We start from the raw sequence: 22437 nt of genomic DNA on the forward strand, positions 1-22437 counted from the left end.
CGTAGGAGGGGTTCACACGAGGTCCCCCTCGGTGTACTCCGTGCCGCCGCCCTCCGCCGTCAGACGGCGCAGCTCCACGCGCCGGATCTTGCCCGAGACCGTCTTGGGCAGCTCGGCGAACTCGATGCGCCGGACGCGCTTGTACGGCGCGAGGACCGCGCGCGAGTGCGCGAACAGGGCCCTCGCGGTCTCCGCCGTCGGCTCCCAGCCCGCCGCCAGGACGACGTACGCCTTGGGGACGGCCAGCCGCAGCGGGTCGGGCGCCGGGACGACGGCAGCCTCGGCGACGGCCTCGTGTTCGAGCAGGGCGCTCTCCAGCTCGAAGGGGCTGATCTTGTAGTCGGAGGCCTTGAAGACGTCGTCGGAGCGCCCGATGTAGGTGACGTACCCGTCCGCGTCCCGCGCACCGATGTCACCGGTGCGGTAGTAGCCGCCCGCCATCGCCTCGGCCGTACGCTCCGGATCGCCGTGGTACCCGGTCATCAGGCCCACCGGGGCGGCCGACAGATCGAGACAGATCTCGCCCTCGTCCACGTCCGGGCGGCCGGTCACCGGGTCGAGGAGGGTGACGCGGAAGCCGGGGCTGGGGCGGCCCATGGAGCCTTCCTTGAGCGGCTGACCAGGGCTGTTGGAGACCTGGACGGCGGTCTCGGTCTGGCCGAAGCCGTCCCGGACGGTGACGTTCCAGGCCCGCCGCACCGACTCGATGACCTCCGGATTGAGGGGTTCGCCCGCCGCGACGACCTCGCGCGGCGGGGTCTTCAGACGGCCAAGATCGGCCTGGACCAGCATCCGCCACACTGTCGGCGGGGCGCAGAAGCTGGTGACGCCGTTGCGGTCCATCTCGTCCATCAGGCGGGCCGGGTCGAAGCGCGTGTAGTGGTGGATGAAGACGGTCGCCTCGGCGTTCCACGGCGCGAACAGGTTCGACCAGGCGTGCTTGGCCCAGCCGGGCGAGGAGATGTTGAGATGGACGTCACCGGGCCGGAGACCGATCCAGTACATCGTCGAGAGGTGCCCGACCGGGTACGAGGCGTGGGTGTGCTCGACCAGCTTGGGCCGGGCGGTCGTGCCGGAGGTGAAGTACAGCATCAGGGTGTCGTCGGCGCGGGTGACACCGTCGGGCTCGAAGACGTCGGAGGCCTCGTACGCGTGCGCGTATCGCAGCCAGTCGGCGCCGACCTCGGTGCCGTCTCCCCCTCCGGGTCCGGGTCCGGCTCCGGCTCCGGCTCCGCCGACGGCGATCCGGGTGTACGTGCCGGGCACCTCGTCGAACTTGGCGGTGTCCTCGGCACGGACCACGACATGGCGGGCCCGCCCCCGGTCGACGCGGTCGCGCAGATCGGCGGGGCCCAGCAGCGGGGTGGCGGGGATGAGGACGGCGCGCAGCTTCATCGCGGCGAGCGCGGTCTCCCACAGCTCGACCTGGTTGCCCAGCATCACGACGATCCGGTCGCCCGCGCGGACGCCCTGGGCCCGCAGCCAGTTCGCGACCCGGTTGGAGCGGGCGGACATCTCGGCGAAGCCGACCCTGGTCTCCGTCCCGTCCTCCTCGACGATGTGCAGGGCGGTCCGGTCGTTGCCCGCCGCGATGACGTCGAACCATTCGAGCGCCCAGTTGAACCGCTCGGGCCGGGGCCAGACGAAGCCCTCGTACGCCGTCCCGTAGTCCTCGCGGTGCTGGAGCAGGAAGTCCCGCGCGGCCCGGAACTCCTCCGTCGCGCTGGTCGCGCCCGTATCGGTCATGCGTCCTCCTCGTTGCGGGACCGGTCCAGGACATCGTGTAATCAGTGCCCCGGGTCTCACCACCCCCGTTCGGGGGTGAACCCGGCGGGATCTGCGGCGAGGGCGGCGAAGGAGTGCGCGGTGCGTGAGCACGTCGAACCGGTGGAGCTGCGGGGCGCGCTGTCGCGGCTGCGCCGCACCACCGGTCTCCCGGTCGTCTTCGGCGGACTGCTGCACGAGGGGCGGGCGCTGCGGATCGCCGAGCTGAACGGGGCGGTGACCCCGGCCCTGCGCGGTCTCGCGGTCTCCACCGGCTCCGGTCTCGGCGGGAAGTGCCTGGCCCTGTCCCGGCCGTGCGCCGTGACGGACTATCCGTCGGCCCGGCACATCACCCACGAGTACGACGGTCCCGTCACGGCGGAGGGACTGCGGTCGGTGATCGCGGTCCCGGTGGTCGTACGCCGGAAGGTGCGCGGGGTGCTGTACGGGGCACTGCGGGAGTCGCTGCCGATCGGGGAGAGGGTCTTCGACGCGGCGGTGGCGGCGGCCCGGGACGTGGAGCAGGCGCTCGCCGTCGGCGACGAGGTGCGGAGCCTGCTTGCGCCGGAGCAGCAGGGGCCGCCGTCCGGGCCGTCCTGGGAAGAGGTCCGGCAGGCGTACGGGGAACTGCGCGAGCTTGCGCCCCTGGTCGCCGACCCGGACCTGCGGGAACGTCTGCTCGCGGTGTGCGGGCGGCTGGAGACGGCCTCCGGGGCGACCGGCGCCGCCCTCGGGGTGACCCTGACACCGCGCGAGAAGGACATCCTGGCGGCGGTGGCCTCGGGGGCGACGAACGCGACGGCGGCGACCCGGCTGGGGCTGCGCCCGGAGACGGTGAAGGGCTATCTGCGCTCGGCGATGCGGAAGCTGGGCGCGCACACCCGGACGGAGGCGGTGGCGGCGGCCCGGCGGGCGGGGCTGCTGCCCTGAGCAAGGGGTCTGCCGTGGGGCCCTTCCCCGGGGCGGGTCATCTCTCAGGGGTGTCGACGCGGATCTCGTAGGGGACATCCGTAGGGGTCATGATCCTCAGGGTCCGCTCGGCCTCGGCGAGGAGGTCGGTGCGCGGGGCGCGTCCGAGCGGGGCGAACGGTTCGACGGTCAGGACGGTGCGCTCCTTCGTCTCGTCGAGGTGCCAGAGCCCGGCCAGGAAGCCGTCGGCGAGGAAGACGCGGTGGGACCGGTTGCCCGTCCAGGTGCGGGAGCGGTGCTCGGCGGCGGCCACACGGCTCCGGTCGGCGTGGGAGAGCAGCAGGTTGTCGAACTCGGGCAGGAACCGGGGCGGGGCCGGGGTGTCCGGGTCGGGGCGGGGCGCTTCGGGCAGGTCGAAGAGTTCGGTGCCGCGCTCGTCCCGGAAGGTGAGGAGCCGGGGCCGGAGCCGTTCGAACGCGGTACGGAGCCGGGTCAGGCCGCACCAGGACCGCATGTCCTTGACGGAGGCGGGCCCGAAGGCCGCGAGATAGCGCAGGACCGTTTCGTCGAGGTCGGCGGCTTCCCCGCCGGGGGCGCCGAACCAGTGGTCGGTGGTGGTGAGGGCGACCTGCCCGGAGCGCCCCCAGAGGCCGCGCGGGGTGACCTGGACGAGGGGCAGGAGGCAGCGGGCGGCGACGGAGAGGGACGGCGGGTCGGCGCCGGGCCACTCCCGGGAGAGTTCCTCCCGCAACTCCTTGGGGGTGCGGGGCCGCTCCTCGACGAGCGAGCGGGAGAGCGCGGCGAGCCGGTCGAGGTCGACGCCGTCGAGCCCTCCTCGGGCGACGAACACGGCGATCTCCCGGTCCACGGCCCCGGACTGGGCGAGCCCGCGCAGCGCGACGGCGTCCCGTGCGGTGTGGGTGTGCACGGTGGAACGCAGGCTGACGATACGGGCGACGGCCCGGGACTCCATGAGCGCGGACAGCGCCTCGGGCCGGAAGCCGTCGAGGCGGGCGGCGAGCGCGTAGTACGGCGGGCTCGTGTTCTGCGCCTGGAGCCCGAGGAGGTGCTCGACCGCATCGGCCACGCCCATGGGGGCGCGCTCCAGGAGGAGCTGCCGGTGGAGGGTGGCGCGGTTCAGGGCGCGGGTGCCGAGGACGGGAGGGCTCGTCTTGGGGGCCATGGCGAGCACGTTACTCGTCCTTGCGGACAGGAACGGTCCGCAAGGGCTGGTGGTATCCCAGCTCGCCGGCCACGTCCTCTTGTGATCGGCCCCGTAAGACCCGAGCCCGGCGGATCAGTTCACCGACCCGGTGCACCTCGCCCTGCGTGTCGACCATCTCCGCCACGGCCCCTTCTGCCGAGACCGATCCTGCCTGCTCAACCGAGCCCATCTGCAGGGAACTTGTCCGCCATGCACAACGTGCATGAATGATGCAGGGGCTGCGCGGCACATCGCGCAGCCCCTCCTGACCCGCTTGCCTGGTGGAACCGCAGCCCTCCAGGAGGCTGCTCATGGAAGTGCACGAGGTCACGCTGACCGTCACGAGTACGCCCGAGGGCGCCGCTCGCGCCCGGCACCAGGTGATGAACGAGATCAGGGGCTGGCGCTCGGTCATCGGCACCGACGGCATGTGCGTGGCAGAGGTCCTAGCTGGCGAGCTGCTGGCGAATGCCGTTCAGCACACGGGAAACGAAGCTGCTTCCGTAACCGCTCGCCTGCGCGGGAGCCGACTGCGCTTCGAGGTCCGCGACCGGAGTTCCACCCTCCCCCACGCACGCCCACCCCGTACGGACGCCGAGGACGGCCGCGGGCTGCTGATCATCGACGCCCTCGCCGACCGGCACGGCGTCGACCACAGCGCGGTCGGCAAGTCCTGCTGGGCCGAGCTCGATCTGTCCGCACCCACCTCGGTCACGCCATCCATCACGCAGCCTCCCCTGCAAAGGAGTTGAACATGGCACCCACTCAGGCCCTTGCGACGAGCGCGGAGGTCATCGCCGTACGTCCGGGGAGGCCCCTCTCCGGGTCGGTCACCGTCGACGGCTCCAAGAACGCCGCCCTGCCGCTGCTGGCCGCCGCAGCAGCCGTACGCCGGACCATCCAGCTGGAGAACGTCCCCGCCAGCGCCGACGTCCACTGGATGCTCACCTTGATCCAAGGGGCGGGCTGGCACGTCGCCCGACCCGTGGGGCGGCCCGACAGCGTGGTGATCATGCCCCCCGACGTCGTACCCGCGGAACTCGACCTGGCCCCGGCCGCACGGATCCGCGCGTCGTACTAACTGGTGCCCGCACTCCTTGCCCTCCAGGGGAACGCCCGGCTGCCCTGGCCCGGGGGATGCCGGATCGGGGAGCGCGGCATGGACCTGCACTTCAAGGTGTACGAGGCGTTCGGCGACCGCGTAACCGTCCATGACGAGGGCTATGACGTCGAGGCCGGTCGACCCGCCACCGGAACGGTCTCCCACACGTTGCCGTTCCGGTCGCGCGGTGCGACGGTCGTCGCCGTCCTGCGTACGGTCGTCGCGGGCCGTGCGCTGCGCCTCGGTCGGCCGAACCTGTCGCCGGAAGTCCTCACCGTGCTGGACGCCCTGCGCTCGGCGGGATGGGAGGCCGGAGCCGGGGAACAAGTCCTGAACCTGAGCCCGGCAGCGGTATCACCGGCCGAGATGCCGGCTTGGCGCGTACCGGGCGACAAGATCGAGGCAGGCACCCTGGCCTGCGCCGTCGCCGCCACCGGTGGGACCGCGCGCATCGAGGGCGTCCAAGGTCGGGATGTGGTGCCGTTGCAGGCAGCCCTACAGCGGCTGGGCATCCCCACCGCGGTACGGGAAGACGTCCTCCTGGTCGACGGGAGCGCCGCCCGTCCGACGGGCCGCCCCCTTCGCGCCATCGCCACGCTCGCCACCGGCGGCCTGGACGCCGACTTCGAACCTCCCCTGATGGCACTGGCCCTCGGCCAGCCCGGCACACACCTGTTCGCCGACTCCATCAACCCCGGCCGCCACGGGAACCTGCTGCCCCAGTTGGCCCTGCTCGGCGCGGAGATCGAGGAGATCTCCCCCACCGAATGCCGACTGACCGGCCCGCAACGCCTCACCGGAGCCGAGGTAGAGGCCACCGACATCCGCACCGGCTCCGCGCTCATGGTGGCCGCGCTGACCGCCCGCGGCATCACCACCCTCGGCGGAGTCGACCAGCTCCGCCGCGGCCACGCCGACCTGCCCGGCAAGCTCCTCCACCTCGGCGCCGACATCTGCGAGGTCGCGCCATGACCGCGGCCCGTTCTCTGCGTCAGATCATGGCAACCACCGACGTCCACTCCGCTCTCGACGCCGACGGCCCGCTGCTCGGGCACCTCCACCAGGCACGCACGGACGGCCTGCTGGTGAACTGCGGCGACTTCTTCGAGGGCACCGGGTACTACCCGCCTCGGCCGGGGCGCGCTCGAACGGGACATCCTGCTCGCCCTGTACGACGTCGTCGCTCCCGGGAACCACGGCTGGCCGCCCAAGCTGGCCTCCGCCAGCGGACCGTATGCGCCAACGTCGTCGAGGACCCCACCGGCAACGCGCTCTTCCGACGTCTGCGCATCGTGGACATCGCGGGCAGAAGGACGGCCGTCACGGCCGTGATCGGCCTGCAGGCGTTCAACTCGATCCCGGCCGGGCAGCGGTCCGCCCACCGCGTCACCGACCCCGTCCAGGCTCTCCGCGAACTGATGCTCGCGCACCACCACGAGGTCGACTCTTGGGTCCTCCTCAGCCACTCCGGCTTCGAACAGGACCTCCAGCTCGCCGAGACGTGCCCCTTCCTCGACGTGATCTTCGCCGACCACTGCCCCAGCGAACACACCGGACCCGAACGGGTCGGCAGCACCCTCGTGCTCAAGGGCCAGGAACTCGCCGTCGGCTACGCAGTCGCCGAGCGCTCCCCCGAAGGCTGGGTCGGACGGACCGCCCGCTTCCCCGACACCTCGGGATCCGTCCTACCGACCGAGCTGGCCTCCGTCCGTCAACAGATCGCCTCCATCGACGCACAGCTGGCCGAGCCGTTGGGACGTCTCGTCGCGCCCTATCGGAACCAGCCTCTCGACCGCCACGCCCTGCTCCGCGAACTGGCAGACCGTCTGTGCAGCGGACTGGGCAGCGAGGCGGTCGTCCTCAACGAGACCGCCGTGCGCACGACACCACTGGGCGAAAGTCCTCACCGCGGGAAACCTGCTGGCCATCGAGCCGTTCGACAACAGCCTGGTCGAGGCTCAGGTCTCGCCGACCTTCCGCCACGACCCCGCTGCCCTGCTCGCTCACCTCACCGAGCAGGCAGGACCCCTGATTGCCTCCCCCGATCCGCTCCCCGTCGGTCTGACGAGGGTGCTGACCACCGACTACCTCGCCGACACCTGTCTCGGCAGCCGAGCCCACCCCGCCGGCCTCAGCCTCGGCTCGGCGATCAGGGGCATCCTGACCAACGGAGACGACCAGTGATCCTCACCGGACCCGAGATCACCTCCGCCTCGAAGGACGGACGGCTGCGCATCTCCCCCTTCACGGCGACCCAGATCAACCCGAACAGCTACAACGTCCGCCTGGGCGGGACCCTGCTCACCTACACCGACCAGGTACTCGACACCCACCGCCCGAACCCCACCCGCCGCACGGAGATCGGCGACGACGGCCACGTCCTGCAGCCCGGTGAGCTGCACCTCGGCCACACCCTGGAGCGGACGGGCTCCGAGTCCTACGCCCAGCTCCTCAACGGCGACCGGACCACCGGCTCCCTCGGCATCTGGGTCCACGTCTCCGCCCCGCTCGGACACCAGGGCCACGCGATCCGCTGGACCCTGGAGATCCGAGCCACCCGCCCCGTGCGCGTCCGGCCCGGCATGGCCTTCGGCAAGCTCGTCTTCCTCCGCACGCACGGCTCCCCGGCCAGCTACCAGCAGCACGGCCTCAAGTACCGCGCCAGCGAGGGCATCGAGACGTCCCGCCTCTACGAGGAGAACCCCGGAGGCCGCCGGTGAACCGCGTCGTCGCCACCGCCCTCGACCTGCCGTTCCCCAGCCCCGGCGGAAGCGTCGAACTCTTCCTCGACCTCTACGCCGGCACCCAGCCCGCGATCCCCGCCCGCGCCTTCATGCTCGCCCCCAACGGCGCCCGGCCCCACCCCCCAGCCGGCATCGACCCACTGCACGCATCCGGCAAGTGCCTCGACGGCCACGCCTTCAGCCGGTACGTCACCAACCTGCGCCACGCCATGACGGCCGCCATCGACCCGCACCAGATCAGCGTGCTGCACCTGCACCACCTGGCCTTCGGCGCCACCCCCGCCCTCCTGCGGGCCCTACCCGCCCACCCCCGGATCGCCTTCGTCCACGGCACCGACCCCCAGGACATCCGCGACGGCGTCCTACACGAGGCCCTCCACCGCCCGCCCGGCGAAGCCGTCGAATACACCGACCGAGCCGCCCTCGTCCTCGGCTACCTCGCCGAGCACCTCTCGGGCCAGCCCCTGGACCAGCTCGCCACCGATCGCATCTGGAACCCCCTGGGCATGACGCAGACCCGCTTCGGCCCCCTCCCCGATGCCGAGGCGGCCCGCTGCGCCCCCACCGAGTACAACGAGACCACCGGCACCCACCTCAAGGGCACCGCCCACGACTTCTCCGCCCGCCTCCTCGACGGCGTCTGCGGCATCGCCGGCACTTTCTCGGTGCTCGACGATCTGGCCCGCTTCCTCCGCCACATGCTGGCCCCCACCCAAGCAGCCTTCGGCCCGGCCTGGATCAAGGGATCCCTCCGCGTCCAAACTGGCGGCCTCACCCCCGCCCGCGGCCTCTTCTGGCACCCCGCCCCCGGCACCGACCCCACCGGGGACATCTGGGTCCACTACGGCTTTACCGGCACCGGCATGTGGATCAGTCCCACCCAAGACAGGTGGGCCTCCTCACGAACAAACTCCGCTACAACCGCGACCGCGAGCCCCTCACGATCGTCCGGAACGAGTTTCGGTTGATTGCCTTCGCTACGGAACAGTGGTGAGATCCGTTCGGCACGAGATAAGCGAACCGTCGGGCGCCAAAGCGACGCCTACGAGATCCAGGTCGCCATCCCCGCCGGCGAGGACCGACTTCTCGGCCACGAGAGCCGGCATTTTCAAGGACCGTCCGGATGGACGCGGATGACTACCAACTCCTAGCTGGAAATTGCGTTGTGGTGCGTGTGCTGCGGCTGAACCAGATGACCGAGGTCTTCCAACAACGCATCAGCCACCAGCTCCTCGACCACGGCAGTACCGTGGTCTGCCATGGCCTCTGCCAGCTCGGCATCCCACGGCGCTTCGGTAATGCGCCCGGGCTGAGGACCGCGCGGGTTGCGGACGACTGCGGCACGGTAGTCCGCAGCCGTCATGCGCCAAGGCAGCGCCGATGTCTTGTCCAGGACGTATGCGGCGATACGGATGCCTTCGCCATCGAAGTCACCGTGGTAGCGAAGAGCGGCGCCGTGGTTCGCGATCAGGCGCAGGAGCTGGACGGCAGCGCTATTGGGCCAACCGGAGGTGCAAACGAGCGGTGGACAGTGGGCACCGAAGCGGCGCAGGGCCAGTGCGAGGATGCTGGGGTTCTCCACCACGTGGAGAACCGGTACGGAAGCTGCGGGCAGGGCGAACTCGCCCGGGTACCGGACGTGGGCGAGGGTGAGGCTGGCGGCATGGCCGGCATCTGTGCACGCACGGGTCAGGCGGGCGAGCAGGCCATCACCGGGGGGACGTAGTCCACCGACGAGGACGGTGGAGGACAGTTCGTCGTCGGCGACGCCTGCGCGCGCCCACAGTCCCCGCCGGTCCGCCGCGGACTGCGGCGGACCGGTGTCGTACAGGGCCGCCAGGGCTCGCAGGACGAGTGTGGACAGAGGGGTCCCGTCGTCGAGCTCGTGGGTACGGCCGCTCAGAACCCGGGCGGCGAAAACGGGCAGTGGTTCGGCCTGGGCGGGCAGCTCGGCAAGCACCTTGAGCCCGTCCGTGAGCTGGGCACGGGTGTGTTCCACTGAGCCGCCCACCAGTCCGGCGGCGCGACAGGAGGCGGCCCATCCGGAGAGCACCGGCTGGGCCCGCACGATGTCGTGTTCGGTCAACCAGGTCCACAGCTCGGCTCGTTCGCGTTCCTGACCGCGCCGCTCACCCGCTCTGTCACCGATGGGGCCCACGAGCTCGGTGACGATGTCCCGCACGGTCCGGCCTGCGGACAGTTCGATGACGGCCTCTTCAAGGCGGCGCAGGGGGATGGAGGGGCTGGGGTCAGGCAGACGGTCCAGGCCGAGAAGGTCAGCGAGTGCCTCGCGCTGGCCGTCGTCGAGCGGTCCGAGGCGCACCCGCGTGACGGGGCGACCGGAGGAGAGTCGACTGTGGACCATGTGCCAGAGCGGCTGGAGTTCGGGGCGGCGCAGGGTGTCGTCACCAGGGGCCGGCTCCGTGGGGATGGAGGTCATCCCGCCTCCATGCCAGTGCCGTTCCAGACGAAGCGCGCGCTGGTGACGGCGTCGTCGTCGCCGTCGGTGAGGAGTTGGTGGACAGCGATGCCTGGCAGCTCGCGGTAGGTGCCCCACTCGTGGTCGGAAGTGATCACGAGATCCAGGTCCAGTGCGGTGAGCAGGGCGAACACCTGTCCGCGGTTGACCGTGTCAACGCCGACGAAAACCTCGTCGAGGAGGATCGGGCGGGGCGCCAGAGGCACGTCCTCGTAGTGGGCGGCGACGGCGGCGAACAACGGCAGGTGCAGGGCGATGGCCTTCTCCCCGCCGGAGAGCGCCCCGTGCAGCCTCTTGGTCAGTGCCTGCCAGCCGTTCCCGTCCGCCCGGTCGACTTGGACGGTGAAACTGTGCCAGGCGGTGTAGTCGAGCACCTCGCCGAGGTGTTCCTCCCAGGTCGCAGCCGTGTCTCTGCCCTTGGCGTCCTCGATGCGGGCGCGGAAGAAGGTGTGCAGGGCTTCCCGGTCGGACTCGGTGACGCCGCTGGGGTCCTTCAGGAGCAACTGGCGGGCGGTGCGTGTGCTGTCCGGGAGGTCGGGCCGGACGTTCCAGACGAGTTGGACCGCAACCTTGGAGGCGGTACGGACCCGCTCCAGATGCGCGTTCATGTGATCGACGAGTTCACCGGCCCGGCGGATTCGGGCGGCGAGATGGCGTCGAATGTCGCCCGTGAGGATCTGGTCGAAGAGCCGGCGCTCACCGGTGCTGATGTCGCCACGGCTGCGGTCGCGTTCCTGAGTGAGCGTGGTGAGCAGGGCGGTCGCGCCGACGCGTACGCCGTCCAGGGTGGCGGTGAAGAGCTGGACGTCTTCGTCGGGTTCCAGTTCCAGGTCCGCACGGATTCCGAGGCGTCCACGTGCCTCGTGGACGGCTTCGGAGAGTCGGGTCGCTGCGTCGCCGAGGTTCCGGGGTGCGTGCGGGAGGTCGGGCCACCGAGCCGCGGTCGCGCGGGCGGCCTCCAGGGTGGCCTTCGTGCCGTCTCCGGCGTCGAGTTGCGGTGCGATTCCGGCGTCCTGGGCCAGACCGACGAGGCACAGGTGCCGGAAGCGGTACGCCGCTCCGTCCCGGGCCGCAACTGCCCTCTCACGTCGCTCGACGTCCTGGCCGCTCCTGGCCTTGAGCTCCCCGATGCGACCTTGCAGGTCCACGAGGAGTCGGTTCGCCCTCCGGACGTCCTCCCGGCAGCGGTTCCGCTCGGCACGCGCCTCCGCGACGCGGGCGACGATCTGCCGGTAGTCCTCTCCGACGGTCGCCTCCACCGCCTCCAGACGCGCAGTCATCCCGGCGGCCTTCGCCTCGGCGGTGGCCGCGTCCCCGGCCCTCTCGTCCGCGATGCGGCGGGACTGGTCCGCCTGCACGGCCGTCTGCCGAGCCCGCTCGGTGGCGGTGGCCGCGGTGAGACGGGCGTCGACCCAGCTGTCGGCACGGTCGCGGAACCGCTCGACGTCGTCGGAGAGGGTCCGCAAGCGGTCGCGGTCGGTGGGCAGTCCGTGTTCCGCGGCTCGGCGGCTCAGCGTGCGCAGGGCGTCCGCCACGCCGGTTTCTCGCCGGCCGAGGTTGGCCGTCGCGTCACGTACGACCTCGTCCCGGGCGGCCACCTTGTCCTCGGCCCGGTCCCAGTCTCGTCGGCGGGCGTCGAGTTCCCGGTGGTCGGGCAGGGCGGCGCGGTCGGCCTCCAACCGGGCGGCACGAGCGTCGAGCTCGTGGAGCTGCTCGTCGAGGGCCCCGAGGGCAGCGTCCGCCTCCTCGATGTGCCCGGTCAGTTCGGCGATCCTGCGTCGCCGGGACCGCTGCCTGGCGAGAGCACCGATGAAAGCGGGTTCGGGTTTGCTCCAGGTCCCGGTGACCGGCGCGAGGCGCCAGGCTCCCTCGGCAGAGACGGCCGCGGGGTGGCCGCTGGGCAGAGTGGCGCCGTACGCGACACCGGCGAGGATGCGGGCCACGGCGTCGGCCGGTACGGGGATGTCGTCCTCGGCCCGCAGCACGTCGAGCAGGCTGGGGCCAGGCGCCGTCGCGGCCAGGGCGGCCTCGACACGGATGTCATGACCCGGCAGCGTGATCCCGTCCGCGGTGCTGACCCACGCGTCAAGGAGGCCCGAGGCCTCCAGCGCGGCTTCGACCGCGGCCTGGACACCGACCGGGACGCCCTCGCGGAAGGCCACCAGGCGCCACAACGGCGCTCCCGCCGCCATCGTGCGAACGGTGGTGCGGGTGGGAGGAGCGAGTGGCGGAAGGTCAGCTTCGCCACTGAGCCGGCGCACCTCTTCGTCGAGCTTGCCCCGTTCCTCCCCCAATTTCCTGCACGCAGCCCGGACACCGGCTAGCGCCGTGGTGATCTCCTGGTCCAGCGGTCGTGCGGCGGTATCGGCCAATGCCCGTACCTCCGCTTCGACCGCCGCCCGGGCCGCCAGTTCACCGGGGTCGGCGATGCGCAGTTCCGTGCAACCCGCGGCCCATGTCAACAGCCGTTCCGCCTGCGCGGTAACGGCGTCGTCCCAGGCTCGGGCGGTTCCGTCCCTGTGGACGATCGCCTCCCCGAGCCTGGTGCGTGTCTCGTCCAGCAGGGCCTCGGCGGCTCCCCGGTCGCGTACCGCCCGGTCGTACTCCTCGATCGCCGCCGTCATGTGCGTGACCTGCTCGCGTCGGGCGGTGACCGCACCTCGGAGCAGTCCGCGGGCCCGGCGGGCCGCGTCCTCACCCACTGTACGAGCGAGGACACCGGAGCCGTTGGGCCGTCGGCCGCTCGTCCCAGTCCCCTGGCCGTCGGTGAGGGAATCCGCCGGTTCCACCTCGAGGATCGCCCTCATCTCTTGGTGGACGGACTCCATGCCCGCGGCCCGGGCCGACCGGTTTGCTTCGTCCGCGGCGTCACGTGCGTGCTCGTCGAACGTGCGGGCGTGCCCCGCAGTCTCATCGGCGATCTTCCGGACCTTCTCAGCCTCGGCCTCGGCGGACCGAGCGGAGGCGCTCCGCTCTTTGGCAGCCGTGACCAGATCTGTGGTGTCGCGGCGGAGCCGATCGAGTTCCTCACCCTTCTGGTATGCGTCGCTCTCACGCAGACCCTCGACGGTCTCGTCCAGTGCGTGTGCCCGCAGCTCCCCTTCGTCGCGCACGCTCTGGGTCGATTCGCTTTCTGCGAGCGCCTCGTCGAGATCCTCGGCACTCTGCCGGGCGGCACGGGTGAGGTTGTCCATGTCGGTCGTCGCGGAGATCAGACCGGCCGCGCCGGCGCGCAGGACCCGGCGTGCGTAGGCACGCTGCCGGGAAGCGACGGTGTCGGCCGCCGTCACTTCGGCGTCGAGCCGGTCGAGGTGGTCGCGCTGCCGGTCCAGACGTTCGAAGCCCTCGGCGAGTTCGGTGACCTCTCCCTCATCGAGCGGCGGCAGCGCGCGGGACAACAGGGTGGACAGCAAGGACGGGTCGAGCCGTTCGGACAACTTGGGCTGCCGCAGCTGGAGCAGCGCGGAGACCAGCGAGTCGTACCGCTGCTCCGCCATGCCGGCGAAAAGTGCGCGCCGGACAGCGGTGCGGTAGTCGGCGGCTGACAGGTGGACCTCACCTCGGTCGCGGAGAGCCTCGGCGAGAGCGGCTTTGGTCAGGGGCTGGGCCGCCTCGTTGACGAGGGATACGCCGTCGGAGTGGGCGATCCGGGAGTCGGCTGTGAAGTAGTCGGCGTGTGCCGTGCTGGTGTGCGCGCTCGCCTGCAGGCGAGCACCGCAGCCGAACCACTGTTCGGCGCCGTCGTCGCCGACGCGGCGGAACTCCATCCACACGTACCCGACGCGCGTCTTGCCCGAGGCTCCCGCGCCGAGCAGGTTCCAGTGCATGGTCCGCTCCGAACCGCCGAAGGTGGAGAGGCGGTTGGGGCGGAGGCTGGCGTCGAAAAGGAAGGGGAGGAGCAGTTCCAGGGCCTTGGACTTGCCGGATCCGTTCTGGCCGCGCAACAGCAGGCGCCCCTGATGGAAGGTGAAGGCCTCGTCGTAGTAGCGCCAGACGTTGAGGATGCCCGCACGGTGGGGCTGCCAGCGGCTACGGGCGGCGTCCGCCCATCGGGGCGGTGGCGGCTCAGTGATCTCCTCGGGCCGTCGCTGGAGGGGGAACTCCGTCACGCTCACTGCATGTCTCCTTGCGTGGCGACGCCGTTGGAAGCGGCGGTGTCTTGCGGGTCGTTCTTCGGTCCCGGACTCGTTGCCTCTGTCAAGCGGTAGCGGTAAGCGGCCGGTCGTGCGACGACGCGGCCCCTGGCTCTGCCGGCCAAGCCGAGGTCGAGCAGGACGCGTACGGCGTCGTCGGCCAGTCGCGCCGGTCCGTCCTCGGACTGGTACGCCTTGGCCCAACCCGGGAAGCGGCGCAGCTGATCGGCTCCGGCCCCGGCCAATTGCTCCGGCAACATCCCTGCGGGAGCCGCACAGAGCGGTTCGAGGAGGAGCAGCGCGGCGACGCGGGCGGTGGACGTGTCATCTGGGAAACGGACATCAGTGGCGATGGCGTCCGGGTCGACGAGGAGGAAGCCCTCGGCCCGTTCCTCCAGGAGGAAGCCAGCCTGTTCGACCGAGCGTCGCAGGATCTGGCGGCCGGTCAGGGAGGAAGCGTACGCGAGCTCGTCCTCGGCGAGGTCCGCCCGGTACAGCACGGGGTCGTCGAAGAGGTGGCGGAGTACCGAGTGGCGCAGCCTCAGGTTGCGTTGGGCATCAGTAGTGGCGGTCTCGCCCGACGACTCGTCGGCCAAGCCATCGACGGCCGCGCCGCCGTAGCGGCGCTCCCGCACCAACCCGGCGAGGAGGTCCTCGAACCGTGCGGGCACCTCATCCGGGGGCACGGCGAGCCGGGAGGCACCGACTGGCGCGGCCGGCAGCCGCATCAGAAGTGTGTTGTCCACCCGATACAGGACCTTCGCCCCCGCGGAGTCGACGTACGCCTCGGTCGTTCCGTCGACGGCGCGCAGCACGTCGTACGACTCCAGCAGCTTCAGGACGTCGACGAACGCCGTTCGCTCCGGCCGGTGGACCGGGTCGAACGCCGGCAGTGCCCTGTCGGCCGCCGTCGCCTGGACGACGCGGTCGGCGAGCATGCCGATGGTCGTCATCGGCATGGACAGCAGCTCGGCTGCGGTGACGCAGAGCAGGACGTACCGTCGGCGGTCGAACGGGGCCCTGCCGGACCTCGCCCTGTGTGCCGGGCGGGAGCCGTCGGGGCTCGCGCGAATCTTGGTGAGGCGGGCATACCCGCGGCGCGGCTCCACGACCAGGCTCCAGCCACACGTGTAGTCGAACCAGCGGGCCAGTGGGTCTCGACGGCGTCGCACCAGTTCGAAACCGGTCGGGTCGGCCGTCTCGGTGAGCAGCGGACGGGCCAGGAGGAGACGGATGGCGCGGCCGACCTCCTCCCGCTCCGCTGAGGCCAGTTGGTTGGCGAGCGTGCTCATCCCGCCGCCTCCTGTCCCGTGGCGGCGCGGCCTGCCGGGAAGGCGGTCGCTCCACCTGCGGCCATGATGTGGACGACGTAGTCCGGGCCTGCCAGGGTCCCCTTCGAGGTATGCAGTAGGGCGGTACGGACGTCGGGAGCCCGCGACAACACGACCTCCACCCCGCCGTCCCCGGTGGTGGCCCGCCGCCGACCGCCCACGTCCGGCGGGGCGGCGAGGGCCCGGCCCAGCAGGTCCAACAGGCGGTCGAGGACCGCCGGATCCAAGGTGCCGAACGAGGAGAGCCGCACTGGGCCGTCCGTCTCCAGCACCTTCCAGGCGCGCGCGAGTTCCGAGCGCTCCGCACGTGCCCGCTCGGCACGCTCGGCCCTCACGGCTGCGACGTCCCGCACCTTGCCGGTGCGTGTGAAGCGCTCGGTGCGTCCGCTGGTCCGCAGCAGCGCCGACACCTCCACGGGCGGCGCCTCGGACCAGGAATGGGACGAAGGGACCAGTTCCGGATCGGGGTGGGCGAGGTGGGCGTGGCGCGCCGGACCGAGACCGAAGGCCGTCGACCACAGGCGGTGCAGGTCGTCCTCATCGGGAGCCGCCGCGAACCAGCGCGCCAGCTCCCGGAAGTCCTGTACGACGCTGGAGGAACGGCGCCGGGACTCGTTGATCCGCTCCAGGACCTGCAGGAGGGAGACGATGGCGCGCCGGGCGACGTCGTGCAGCTGCTCGATCCGGGGGCGCGACCCGTCATCCGGCAGGAACCAGGCCCTCAAACCTGCCCAACGCGCCCGCCGACCCTCCAGCCACCCGGCTGCGGGGTCCTCCCCCGGCACCGGCGGCAGCTCGGCGCCGCACAAGGCCCTCTCGCGCAGCACCGCGATTCCCTGCTCCTCCACGCGGGCCACGGCGGCGGCGACCGTCTCGCCCCGCCGGTCGAGATCGACCAGGAACTCCTGGAGGTACGCGACGGTGGCGGCCTTGACCTCACGGAACACGTCCAGGTCCACGCCCTCGGCGCGCAGGAGCCGTTGAAGCTGACCGTTGAAGGCCTTGGTGTTCTCCACCAGGGCCTCCAGATGACTTTCCAGCTCCCGCAGGGTGCTGAAGATCCGTCGGTCGGCCGCAGCGGGTTCACCGGACAGCACGGTCAGCTCGTCGAGCCGATCGGTGATCGCCTCCAGCACCGCGGTCTGGAGCGCCCCCGTCGAGGCCAACACCTCAAGGGCGTGCCGCACCCCGGCGAGCGCGGCCTCCCCCTCACGGGTCAGTGAGTAGTGCAGGTTCCGCCGCTCGTACTCCTCGGCCGTGCGGTAGTTCTCGGCGTGGTTGTGGACCACGTCGAGGAGTCTCCACCCCACCAGCCGCTTCAGCGCCTCGTGTAGTTCCTCGTCCTCGAGGTCGGCGATCCAACCCACCGCACGGAGCCGCTCACGCACGCCGTCGAGCCCGAGCGTGGTCTCCAGGTGTTCGCCTGCCACACCGAAGGCCTCGAGCACGGCCCCGTTCAGATCGGCCTTCTCCCCCGTGGTGAACCGGAACATCGCCTGCGGAACCCTGCGCATGCCCGTACCTACCCTCCTCTTCCGCCACCCCTGCGGCACTGCGAACTCCACCGTAGGGGGCGGATCCGAAGCCCGGCCTCGATTCGCTGTCATCACTGTGACGGCTGTCATGGTGGGGCTACTCCATACTTTCGAACGGATAGACGAGACTCTGCGCACCCCGGATGCCGGAGACCAGTACGTTGCCGCTCAGCCGGTAGGGCAGGTGCTTCAGCGGCTCCAGGATGATCCGTACGGTGACCGGCGCCGTTCCCTCCTCCAGGCCGGAGACGACAACGAGGAAGAAGTCGTCGCTCGCGACCGCCCGCCGGAACTCCGCGGGCGTGAGCTGGATCGTGTCCGGCTCGGTACCGCCGTACGTCTTGAGTTCGTAGAACCGGGCCAGCTCGTCCACCGCGTCCGCGCCCAGGCCGTGCTGGGCCCTCAGGTCACGCAGTTCGGTCTCGTCCAACGCCAGTGCCGAGCGCACGAGGTCCAGCGCCACTTTCTCCTGCTCCACGGTCGTGTAGGGACGCGCAGAGGTTCGCTGCTGGGGGATGGCTGAGCCGGACCGGGGCTGCGACAAACCAGACAGGCGCCTCCTCGGGGCGGTGCCGGTCACGGGCCCGGCCCCGGATCGCGGTGGCGTGAGGCTCCCGCCGTCCACGGCGAGACGGAGGGTGCTGGGGTCTACCAGCCGGCGGAACACGGCGGTGGGCTGCCCGGCCGGGACGGAGGGGAACCTGCCGGGCTCGACCACGGGCGGTACAGGTCCCCGGCCGCCAGTCGTCGGCGAGGCTCCCGCAGGCGGGCGCCTTCTGCTCGCGTTCGTCCGGCCGCGTCGGTCCACTTCGTCCTGCATCCCCCTGAGCCGACGGTCGCGTTCGGCTGCGGCGGCTTCCCGATCACGGCGCACCCGGTCCTCCGCGAGGCTGAGGTCCACGGCGGTACGGCCCTGCTCCGCCCGGTCGCACGCGGCAGTCCAGGCGAGAGCCGCCTCCCGGCGGTGCCCCGGGAACCGGGCGGCGATCGAGGCACCGCCCGCGGAGGGCCGGTTGACCGCCGACGGTTCGCGGACGTGCAGGGTGCCGAAGGCCCAATCGACAGCGGCGTCGACCGCCACTTCCGCCGAGGTGCCGGGCAGCTCCACCCGGCAGATCAGGTCCGGTGCCACGCTCACCGTGAGTGCCGCGAGATTCTCCCAGGAACAGTCCAGGCTGCGGGCCACCGCAGGCGCGTTGCGCTGCAGGTCCTCGCGCAGATGGGTTACGGCCGCACGGACCAGTTCCGTCGCGTCCGGATCGTGCGACGCGGCGATCGTGCCGTACACGCCGAGTTGCTCCGCCCCGATCCACGTGAGGCGCAGGGCGCCCGCCAGCGGTTCGAACCGCTCCAGTTCCGCTCCCGGCCGCCACACTGCGTGCTCCCGGCCCAGCCCCTCGGCGACCATGGGATCCTCGACCGCGTACACCGGCCTCTTGCTCAACCAGCCCTTGCTGGTGACCAGGGGCAACCCACCCAGCCGTCCTGCCGTCAGCTCCTCCGGCCGGACGGCGGCCGGGTCGCAGAGCATCTTCAGCGTCTCTAGGACGACCGACTGGGTGGTTCCTTCCGGAACGTCCCGGCGCCCCTTCTTGTCCTGCTGCGCCATCTCCCTGATCACCTTCACCGCGTCGTCAACGGTCGGACGGCGCGCCCCGAGCCGCGTCCAGAACGCCTCGCCACCGGGGAACGTGGGAGCGAAAGCCCGAGACGCCCCGAACAGCGGCTCACCGATCAGGCACTCGCCTGGGGGTCGCCAGCCGGAATTCGTGAGGACCAGCCCCTCGCCCGTCGTGAAGGCACGGAGTACCTCGTTGAACGGCATGTCGCCCGACACGCCAGAAGCCGCCCTTCCGGTTACGCGCTCGGCCAGCGCCTCGTAGACGATCAGTGCGGCAGGGGCGTTCGGGCCGGCCCCGTCCTTCTCCTCACGACGGAGCCGCCGCAGGCACTCGACGAGGTCCCGGGTACGGGCGTCGCCGACCACCTCCAACGCCCTTAGCACCTCGGTACGGCGGCGCGCCTGGTCCTGGATCTCCGGGTGCAGGAAGTGCGCGTCCCCGGCCCCGTAGACGGCCACGGTGCCCGTGGTGCGGGTACGGAGCCTGAACGGGCTGGAAGGGACGCCGCTCCGGTCGTCCAGCCATGCCACGTCGCGCAGCTGCCAGAGCCAGAAAGCGGCGATTCGCCCTCGGTGCTGCCAGGAGTGGTAGTCGAAGGCCGCGCTGACCTCAGCGCGTTCGGAGAAGCGGCTCCACGAGCGGCCGAGTACGTGGAGGAGCGCGGCCGCCCTGCGCCGGCGGCGGGCGGGATCGTCATCCTTTGCGATGTCGGTCGCGACGGAGTACAGGTCGGGGCAGTCGTAGTCGTCGAGGGTGTAGGTCGCGTGGAGGGCGTCCAGGGCTTTCGTGCGGGTCTCCGGCCCCGAGGCGAGACGTGCGGGCAATCCTCCGGGACCTCGTTCGAACCGCGCGCGCTGCCCACGATGGCTACGCGGCCGTGGGGCGGTCTCCGCGCCGAGCAACCGAAGGAACCTCAGTGCCCCGATGCTGCCGCCCTGCAGCACTTTGGCGTAACGGGGCTTCAGCCATACCGGCCCGGAAGCCGCGCGGGCCGCGAAGGCGAAGCTCTCGTCGCGCTCGGCACTGTCCAGCCCGGACGGTAGATAGGCCCGGGCGGGGGCGGTCTTGACGTCCTCCCGTTCCCCGTCGACCGTGTAGCGGTGGCCCTCCAGCCGTACGGCCAGGCCGACTCCTCTGCCCCAGGGCTCGCGTCGCTTGTCCGGCACGTGTGCGAAGCCGTCCCGCAGCAGCACGAGCTGACCGTCCGTGAGGGACAGGCCCACAGTGCTGCCTCCTGCGGACCCGAAGTCCGCGATCCGCCGGATCACCGCCGCCGGATCATCGTCGCCGAGCAGCACGTCCTTCTCACCGAGCCATTCCCGCACAGCCCGCGCGTCGTCGGTGTCGGCCAGAAACACCGGATGAATCTCACGGGCAAGCCCCAGTTCGACCGCGAGCCCACGCGGGGCCGCGGAGAACATCACTGGGGCCGCGCCTCGCGGGCGGTACCGCGCGCCGGAGCTGTCCACGAGCCACTCGTGTGACAGCAGGCAGACGCTCCAGCCCGCTTCGATGACTCGCGCGGCCAGTTGCACCGTCACCTGCGGTGACCGGCTCTCGTCACCCAGCAGGCCCCTCGCGTCATACACGTCGACTCGGACCGGCGCGCCGGCCCCGTGGTTCTCCCAGTCCGACAGCACCTCCCGCCACCGGCCGTCCGGATCGCGCATCGTCTGGGGCAGCGTGGATGGCACGTCGGCCAGGCGGGCGACCTCTTCCTCCGTCACGACGCCCTCGAGTGCTTCGTCCTCCACGGCAAGGGAGTCGAGACGGAGCGACCCCTTCCCCGGCACCTCCAGCAGCAGCTTCGCGGACACAAGCAGTCGGGCATGGTCGAGCAGTCGGCGCTCCAGGGCGGCGCCAGGGCCTTGGGCGTCACGGACGTCACCGGGCAGCGGAACAGCGCCCCACGCATGGACTGGGTCCTGCCTGAACTGCCACAGAATGGCCGCTGTCCACAGATCGGCCACCAGCGGAACGAGCGCGGTGTTCCACGGGGTCTCGTCGAGCCTCTGCCGGCTGGCGAGCGGATCGAACTGGGCGCTCGCCCAGAGGGCCGGCCCGGTCTCCTCGACCGGGAGGCCGACATGGATCCGGCCGGGACCACCGTGTCCGAGCGACAGGGCGACGGCGATTGTGGTGGTGGGGCCTGCGGCCTTGTGGGCCCTGGCCACTCCGGCCGGGCTCGGAACTGTGGTCCGACACACCAGCCACCGGGGTCCGGCGTCGGCACGCGCGAGGTGGGTCTCGACTTCGACCGGCCCACCACCGGCCTCAGTCTTGAAGGCGGAGCCGGGCTCCCGGGTCAGGGCGAGCCGACGTCGGACGTCGCCCCGAGCGTCGAGGTGCGTGACACCGGCCACCCGACCAAGGAACAGGAGCGCGCCGGCCGACCAGGAGTCGAGCCACTCGTCCACCGTCTCCGCGGCGAGGGCTCCCTGCTCCAGAGGAATGCGGAGTACGGTCCAGGCTTCGTCGGCAAACCAGCCCGGCACGGCGAGCGGTTCGGCGACGGAAACGTATGGGTCCCCGATGCGGACGCTGTAGTGGGCGTTGTGCACTTCCAGGTGGGGTGAGAGGGACTGCAGGGTCATCAACCCGATGCCGAAACGTCCCGTCGACTCGGCTTGGTCGGCCTTGCTGGACAGCCACGGCAGAGCTAGGGCCACCACGTTGGGCAGCCGTACCGGGGCACCGTTGTGGGCGACCAGTAGGTCCCGTTCCCTAGTGAGGACGCGCACGTCGGTGGCGCCGAGGTCCTCCGCGTTCTGGACGATCTCGGACAGGCCCTGCAGCCGGTCGCTCGACAGATTGCCTGCGTGGCCCCTGGTACGGTCGAACGCATGGCGCACCAGCCCCGGCAGGGCCGCGAACAGCGCCCCCAGGTGCTCGACCGCCGCCTCCGTCGCTGCCCGCCCCTCCGGCTCCGGTACGTCGTCCGCCTCCCTCATCCCCTCCTGGTCGAGGAGCCGTTCGGCGAACCGGCGGGCCCGTTCCACCGCCTCTGTGCTAGGCGTCTCCATGTACCTCGTCCTCGCTGTCCTCATCGGTGTCGAAGTCGAACGTGAGCTGGCCGGAGCCGTTCCGGACGACGGGCCCCGCGACGAGCACCGCGACCGGTCCAGCCGCCGGGTCCACCGCCTCCTCCTCGTCGTGCGGCAGCGCGTACTCGTCCGCGAGCCGTGCCAGGTGAAGGGCGAGCGGCAAGCCGAGCACATCCCGGTAGTCGTCCTTGCAGATGCGCTGCTGGTGGACGAACGCGGCCCATGCATCGGGGTCGTCGCCGGGCTGGAGGCAGGCCGGGGTGAGTTCCAGGAGTTCCGGGTTCCACGCGTTCGCCGTAGGCCGGTGGGCGCTCCTTGCCCGAAGGCCCGGCCGGGCCTTCGCCGCGTCGCGGGACGGACAGTCGTGCGCCTCGTCCGTTCCCCCTCCGGTGCCCGGCCCGATCCTGACCGGCCCCTCGTTCCCCGTCATCCATTGCGGCGCACGCCACGGCGCGTCGTCGGTCACGGCTTTCCCCTCCCGGTCGAAGCACGGAGATCCACCGGCCGTCGCTAACCCCGAGGCCGTGTCGCCGAGCGTAGCGCATAACTTTGGAACTCCTTGGAGAAGTT

The 22437-nt window shown here is 71.4% G+C and carries 12 protein-coding genes and 2 pseudogenes; 6 read left to right on the forward strand and 8 right to left on the reverse strand.

All coding sequences use genetic code 11. The features are described 5' to 3' along the window. Positions 1-12: 12 nt before the first annotated feature. A complete protein-coding gene (locus ACIO92_RS04225; RefSeq protein WP_402280888.1) occupies positions 13-1746 on the reverse strand; it encodes an AMP-binding protein in 1734 nt (577 codons plus the stop codon). A gap of 120 nt (positions 1747-1866) precedes the next feature. Here ACIO92_RS04225 and ACIO92_RS04230 point away from each other — a divergent pair, with 120 nt between their 5' ends. After that, positions 1867-2694 (forward strand): LuxR C-terminal-related transcriptional regulator, encoded by an 828-nt coding sequence (locus ACIO92_RS04230; protein WP_366445123.1) that lies wholly within the window; start codon positions 1867-1869, stop codon positions 2692-2694. A 37-nt stretch (positions 2695-2731) separates the two neighbouring features. Here the strand turns inward: ACIO92_RS04230 and ACIO92_RS04235 are convergent, their stop codons facing one another. Then, a complete protein-coding gene (locus tag ACIO92_RS04235; protein WP_366445121.1) occupies positions 2732-3856 on the reverse strand; it encodes a winged helix DNA-binding domain-containing protein in 1125 nt (374 codons plus the stop codon). Between the two features lie 332 nt (positions 3857-4188). On the opposite strand from ACIO92_RS04235, the gene ACIO92_RS04240 reads away from it, so the two are divergent. From ACIO92_RS04240 to ACIO92_RS04260, 5 genes and pseudogenes are all read left to right on the forward strand, one after another. Then, positions 4189-4629: an ATP-binding protein gene (locus ACIO92_RS04240; protein WP_402280886.1), complete on the forward strand. Its 441-nt coding sequence runs from the start codon at positions 4189-4191 to the stop codon at positions 4627-4629. 2 nt (positions 4630-4631) lie between these two features. Then, a pseudogene (locus tag ACIO92_RS04245) lies at positions 4632-5951 on the forward strand (UDP-N-acetylglucosamine 1-carboxyvinyltransferase). Then, positions 5948-7163, forward strand: a pseudogene (locus ACIO92_RS04250) (bifunctional metallophosphatase/5'-nucleotidase). Before ACIO92_RS04245 ends, ACIO92_RS04250 begins: the two co-directional pseudogenes overlap by 4 nt. Continuing rightward, the gene (locus tag ACIO92_RS04255) at positions 7160-7699 is read left to right on the forward strand and encodes a dCTP deaminase domain-containing protein (RefSeq protein ID WP_402280884.1); all 540 of its coding nucleotides are present in this window, start codon (positions 7160-7162) and stop codon (positions 7697-7699) included. Before ACIO92_RS04250 ends, ACIO92_RS04255 begins: the two are co-directional and overlap by 4 nt. Next, positions 7696-8691: a serine hydrolase domain-containing protein gene (locus ACIO92_RS04260; protein WP_402280882.1), complete on the forward strand. Its 996-nt coding sequence runs from the start codon at positions 7696-7698 to the stop codon at positions 8689-8691. Before ACIO92_RS04255 ends, ACIO92_RS04260 begins: the two co-directional genes overlap by 4 nt. A gap of 179 nt (positions 8692-8870) precedes the next feature. On the opposite strand, the gene ACIO92_RS04265 is transcribed toward ACIO92_RS04260, so the two are convergent. The 6 genes from ACIO92_RS04265 to ACIO92_RS04290 all read right to left on the reverse strand — a co-directional run bounded on the left by ACIO92_RS04265 (position 8871) and on the right by ACIO92_RS04290 (position 22333). Continuing rightward, a complete protein-coding gene (locus ACIO92_RS04265) occupies positions 8871-10163 on the reverse strand; it encodes a TIGR02679 family protein (RefSeq protein WP_402280881.1) in 1293 nt (430 codons plus the stop codon). Continuing rightward, the gene (locus tag ACIO92_RS04270) at positions 10160-14317 is read right to left on the reverse strand and encodes a TIGR02680 family protein (RefSeq protein WP_402280879.1); all 4158 of its coding nucleotides are present in this window, start codon (positions 14315-14317) and stop codon (positions 10160-10162) included. The genes ACIO92_RS04265 and ACIO92_RS04270 overlap by 4 nt, the downstream gene beginning before the upstream one ends. Next, positions 14314-15627, reverse strand: a complete 1314-nt coding sequence (locus tag ACIO92_RS04275) for a TIGR02678 family protein (protein WP_402280878.1) — start codon at positions 15625-15627, stop codon at positions 14314-14316. Before ACIO92_RS04275 ends, ACIO92_RS04270 begins: the two co-directional genes overlap by 4 nt. After that, positions 15624-17180 carry a TIGR02677 family protein gene (locus tag ACIO92_RS04280; RefSeq protein WP_124290269.1) on the reverse strand — a complete coding sequence of 519 codons (1557 nt, stop codon included), beginning with the start codon at positions 17178-17180 and terminating at the stop codon, positions 15624-15626. The genes ACIO92_RS04275 and ACIO92_RS04280 overlap by 4 nt, the downstream gene beginning before the upstream one ends. 118 nt (positions 17181-17298) lie before the next feature. Next, positions 17299-21846, reverse strand: coding sequence for a sacsin N-terminal ATP-binding-like domain-containing protein (locus ACIO92_RS04285; protein WP_402280876.1), 4548 nt, complete (start codon positions 21844-21846; stop codon positions 17299-17301). Beyond that, positions 21833-22333 carry an RNaseH domain-containing protein gene (locus tag ACIO92_RS04290; protein WP_402280874.1) on the reverse strand — a complete coding sequence of 167 codons (501 nt, stop codon included), beginning with the start codon at positions 22331-22333 and terminating at the stop codon, positions 21833-21835. Before ACIO92_RS04290 ends, ACIO92_RS04285 begins: the two co-directional genes overlap by 14 nt. Positions 22334-22437 lie beyond the last annotated feature (104 nt).

The sequence above is a fragment of the Streptomyces sp. NPDC087215 genome (genome assembly GCF_044744885.1).
Classification (GTDB): domain Bacteria; phylum Actinomycetota; class Actinomycetes; order Streptomycetales; family Streptomycetaceae; genus Streptomyces.

Bases quoted from the DNA above. Each gene is read 5' to 3' on its own strand.
- ACIO92_RS04285 (WP_402280876.1), bottom strand. From the start codon at position 21,846: ATGGAGACGCCTAGCACAGAGGCGGTGGAACGGGCCCGCCGGTTCGCC.
- ACIO92_RS04240 (WP_402280886.1), top strand. From the start codon at position 4,189: ATGGAAGTGCACGAGGTCACGCTGACCGTCACGAGTACGCCCGAGGGC.
- ACIO92_RS04235 (WP_366445121.1), bottom strand. From the start codon at position 3,856: ATGGCCCCCAAGACGAGCCCTCCCGTCCTCGGCACCCGCGCCCTGAAC.
- ACIO92_RS04225 (WP_402280888.1), bottom strand. From the start codon at position 1,746: ATGACCGATACGGGCGCGACCAGCGCGACGGAGGAGTTCCGGGCCGCG.
- ACIO92_RS04275 (WP_402280878.1), bottom strand. From the start codon at position 15,627: ATGAGCACGCTCGCCAACCAACTGGCCTCAGCGGAGCGGGAGGAGGTC.
- ACIO92_RS04265 (WP_402280881.1), bottom strand. From the start codon at position 10,163: ATGACCTCCATCCCCACGGAGCCGGCCCCTGGTGACGACACCCTGCGC.
- ACIO92_RS04280 (WP_124290269.1), bottom strand. From the start codon at position 17,180: ATGCGCAGGGTTCCGCAGGCGATGTTCCGGTTCACCACGGGGGAGAAG.